This window comes from uncultured Microscilla sp., from assembly GCF_947493425.1.
Classification (GTDB): domain Bacteria; phylum Bacteroidota; class Bacteroidia; order Cytophagales; family Microscillaceae; genus Microscilla.
Genome location: NZ_CANLRP010000313.1, coordinates 1 through 4,418, shown reverse-complemented (window position 1 = coordinate 4,418; position 4,418 = coordinate 1). Strand labels below are relative to the sequence as shown.

The 4,418-nt window shown below is 40.7% G+C and carries 2 protein-coding genes; both read left to right on the top strand.

What is annotated here, in order from left to right:
* Window positions 1-274 precede the first annotated feature (274 nt).
* Window positions 275-2,914, top strand: a complete 2,640-nt coding sequence (locus Q0954_RS32990) for a TonB-dependent receptor (RefSeq protein ID WP_299466005.1) — start codon at window positions 275-277, stop codon at window positions 2,912-2,914.
* A gap of 25 nt (window positions 2,915-2,939) precedes the next feature.
* Window positions 2,940-3,875 carry a DUF4249 domain-containing protein gene (locus tag Q0954_RS32985; protein WP_299466002.1) on the top strand — a complete coding sequence of 312 codons (936 nt, stop codon included), beginning with the start codon at window positions 2,940-2,942 and terminating at the stop codon, window positions 3,873-3,875.
* Window positions 3,876-4,418: the final 543 nt, after the last annotated feature.

Sequence of the window (4,418 nt, the reverse complement as noted above, 5' to 3'; positions counted from 1 at the left end):
AGACCTTTTGCAAAATCAGATAGCAATAAAGTACTGAAAATAAACGACTTAAATACATTGAAATAATTACAATTTAATGGTACGTTCAAAGACCAACCTCTTAAGGAGGTTTTGCAAGTGCTAGAAGCTACGCTGGAGGTGAAAGTTGTGTATGATCGAAACGCCATATTTATAAAGTAATGAGCTTGGGCAACAGAACATTTTTGTTGCCCAAAGCATACCCTTTCTTGCTACTCATAATAAAAAAAAAACAAGCTGTTAAACATAGAGAAAAATGAACACAAAAACTTGTGTAATGCTATTGTTGTGCCTTGTGGTAAATATGAAGCTGGGCAAGGCACAAAACAATGGAGTACTGAACAAAACAGTACAACTTGAAAAAACCAGCGGCACTATTCCTGAGTTTTTAGACAAGTTGAGCAAAAAATACCAACTAAGGTTTTCTTATGACGAAGGTATTATGCCCAAAGAACGCTATCAAGTATACAAGAACACCTGGCAGCTAGATAACTTACTGCAAGAATTGCTGCAAAAGGCTCAAATTCGCTTTAGGGTCATCAATGGGCAGATCATCCTCACTCGCTACAAAACAAGCAAAGTCACCTTGAGTGGCACCATCACCGCAGCCAACAACGGCGAACAACTGCCTGGGGCAGTGGTATACGTCAAAGAGTTGGGTGTGGGGGCAGTGTCTAACAACTACGGCTTTTACTCGCTAACCATCCCCCCTGACAAATACAGGTTACTGTACTCGTATATGGGCTATAAAAATAGCGCAAAAGAAACGTTGCTGGAAAAAAACCTACACCTTGACCTAAAGCTACAGCCTAGCGTAGCGAAGTTATCGGAAGTGGTAGTAACAGCTACTGACGACAAATCAAAGGAACAGATTGAGAGCATCAAAAATTCCCAAATGAGCACCCATGTGGTAGAAATTGAGCGTATTCAGAGCACACCCATGCTTGCTGGCGAGGCTGATGTACTTAAGAGCATTCAGTTTTTGCCCGGAGTACAAAACTCTCACGTGGGCACCGCAGGTTTTTCGGTAAGAGGAGGTGGCTATGACCAAAACCTGATATTGCTCGATGACGCGCCGGTATATAACATCGCCCACTCTATGGGGCTTTTTTCGGTGTTTAATGCCGATGCAGTAAAAGATGTAAGGCTATACAAAGGGGCTATTCCAGCAAAATACGGGGGAAGGTTGTCATCAGTGCTAGACATTAGAATGAAAGAAGGCAACAACAAAAAGCTGACGCTCAGTGGTGGTGTAGGCATTGTAGGGAGTCGCCTTACGGTAGAAGGCCCCATTAGCCCCAAGGCATCGTTTTTGGTGTCGGGCAGGTATAGTTACCTGGGGTTTACGGCCAATAAATTAGCTTCGGTTTTCTCAGAAGTTGCTCCAGCAGTCCTCCACTATGGTAGCAATAATGAGATTGACTTTTATGACATAAACGCTAAGCTAAATATTGAGCTCAACAAAAATAACAAGATTTATTTTTCGGTATTTGGCAGCAAAGACCATTTTTTCAATGATGTGTTTTTTGAAAACAACACCTTAGATTGGGGCAACCAAACAGGAAGCTTTAGATGGAACCACATTTTTAACGATCGTTTGTTTAGCAACCTTACGCTGGTGTATGGCAACTTTGACTATGCTTATGTGCGCAACGATGACAACCGCAATTTTAAATGGTCGGCTAATATGCAACAACAGGGGCTAAAGCTTGATCTCGACTATTTTGCCTCACCTGAGAGCACGGTCAACTTTGGTGTTTCGGTCGATAGGCATTTGTTTGCCCCAGGCAAAATCACGGGGCTCAGCAATCCTTCGGTAGTACAATCGTTTGCGTTAGACCGCAAGCAAGCCATCGAGTCGGCTTTTTATGTAAATCACCAGTGGGGCATTGGCAAAAAGTTTTTGATAAATTATGGGCTACGGCTTTCTGGTTTTCATAACATAGGCGCAGGCACTCAATACATTTACAACGACGATCAAACTTTGAACCGTGAAGAGCATTTTGGCAAAGGTGAGGTAATGCAAAGTTATTATGGTTTAGCACCCCGTTTGTCGCTCCGTTATTTGTTCAACGAAACCTCTTCGTTGAAAGCCTCTTATAGTCGCACCTATCAATACTTACACTTGGTGAGCACCTCTAGCGTAGGAATGCCTACCGACGTGTGGTTGCCTGTAGACAATAATATTCGCCCTAGAGTTGCCGATCAAGTGGCTTTGGGTTATTTCAAAGATTTTTATCAGGCAACTTATCGTTTTTCGGCAGAGGCTTACTACAAAAAACTCTACAATGTGATAGACTATGTAGACAATGCTGATGTATTTTTGAATAAGCATATAGAAACTCAAATAGCCAGTGGCGACGGGCGCGCTTATGGGTTAGAACTGAGTCTGGAAAAGAAAAAGGGTAAACTGACTGGCTGGCTCAACTATACTTGGTCGAAGGCAGAGCAGCAGGTAGAAGGCATCAACCAAAATCAAGTATACGCCCCTGTGTATGACCGTCGCCACAACTTTTCGTTGGTGGCTTCTTATAAGCTGGGTAAAAGGTGGTTGTTGTCGGCAAACTATGCTTATATGACAGGCGCCAGAATGACAATGCCAGAAGGTACTTACCAAAGCAGCTATGGCCAATTTACTTATTTTTCGGGCAGAAACAATTTCAAACTTCAGGATTTTCACCAATTAGACATCAACGCCACGCTCAAGAGCAAAATAAGAAAAAAGCAAGACCAAAGAAGGTGGCAAAGTGAATGGGTATTTGGGCTGACCAATGCCTATAACCAGAAAAACTCTTTTGCAGCATTTTATCAGACTGGCAGAAATGGCATTGAAGGCAGGTACCATCTGTACCTTTTTGGATTGATGCCTTCGGTTACCTATAATTTTAAATTTTAACCCTAATCACAAAACAAATCATACAATGAAAATATTTGTTCAAAATATAGCTTGGCTATTTATTTTTCTTGCTTGCAATGGATGTATCGAAAAGGCTGACAATATTTTTGGCAAGCAAAAACCCCGGATTTATATAGAAGGGGTAATATCTACCAATCAGCGTACTTATGTGAAAGTTACCTTAAGTGCTACTCTTCTTCAAAATCTATCTACATATAACATAGTAAAGTATCCGGGGGTGCAAGATGCCTCAGTTAGTATAAGCGATGATGCGGGCAATATAGATGTACTGACCTTGTCTACAGATGAAACCCTTGCCAAGGCTGGGTACTATATCAATACTACCTACCACACCAAACTAACCGCAGGTACTGCTTATACGCTAAAGGTGGTATGCAATGGACAAACCTATGAGGCTAAGGAGGTGATGCCTGTTGCCCCTCCTGCTATAGACAAGGTAGAGTTTACAACACGCAAAGTAAAATCTAACGTCATAGGAGGTTCTTTTAGCATTGCTCTGGTGCCTTTGGTATCTTTTAGTGAGCCGCAAGACCAAGAAAATTATTATAACTTTAATTATGATATTATCAAAAAAGGACACTCAGATAGCCTTAAAACCTACCTTGATAGGTATAATGCTCGTCAGATGTTACTCCTTTTTGATGACAAGCACCTTGAGCCAGAGATAAACAGGCTGGGTTTGGGTAAAGAATGGCCATTTTCTTTTCCAGTATATACAGGACTGGGTAGTGATAAAATGATATATGACAGGGCAATCATCCAGATTCAATCTTGGAGCAAGGAGGCTTTTAACTATTATAAGGTAATTGAAGAACAGCTTCGAGGCAGTGGTGCCTATAGTGCTACGCCTGCTGCTCCTCCTGGTAACTTAAGCAATGGAGCTTTAGGGTTTTTCAGAGCAGTGAATATAAAAACAAAGTCAGTTGAGGTGAAGCTATAGGCGAGAAAATGGCTATTGGCTCACAAATCGGTTTTTCCCTATCATTCCGAAGAGTTGAGGAATCAACTTGGTTTTCAACAGGAGGGAAAGAAAAAAGCCCTGAAATAGAAATGAATTTCAAAAATCAGCCCTTTGCGAAAAAAATTCGAAGCATCAATCGGGCAATGTAGACACAAGCTAAAGCAAAAAGGGCTGCCTAAACTGGCAACCCTTTTTACGTTCATTCATATTTTATATAAGTAGTAACAAGCTATTAGTTTCAAGTAAGTAGCAGCAAGTCCTTAGATACCGATGAATATCGGTGCAATTAGCTATAAGCTACAAGTAAACATAACTCTCTCATAATATGATAGTTACGCTTGTATATTAGGTATATTTAATTTTGTCTTGGTACATAGTAAGTGTTAATAAATTACTGATAATTAGCTAATTAAAATGCACTGCTATTTGCATTAATTTTGTCTTGGTAAGTAGCAGCAAGTCCTTAGATACCGATGAATATCGGTGCAATTAGCTATAAGCTACAAGTAAACATAACTCTCT

Coding starts and splice junctions, on each gene's coding strand:
- Q0954_RS32985 (WP_299466002.1), top strand. CDS start 2,940: ATGAAAATATTTGTTCAAAATATAGCTTGGCTATTTATTTTTCTTGCT.
- Q0954_RS32990 (WP_299466005.1), top strand. CDS start 275: ATGAACACAAAAACTTGTGTAATGCTATTGTTGTGCCTTGTGGTAAAT.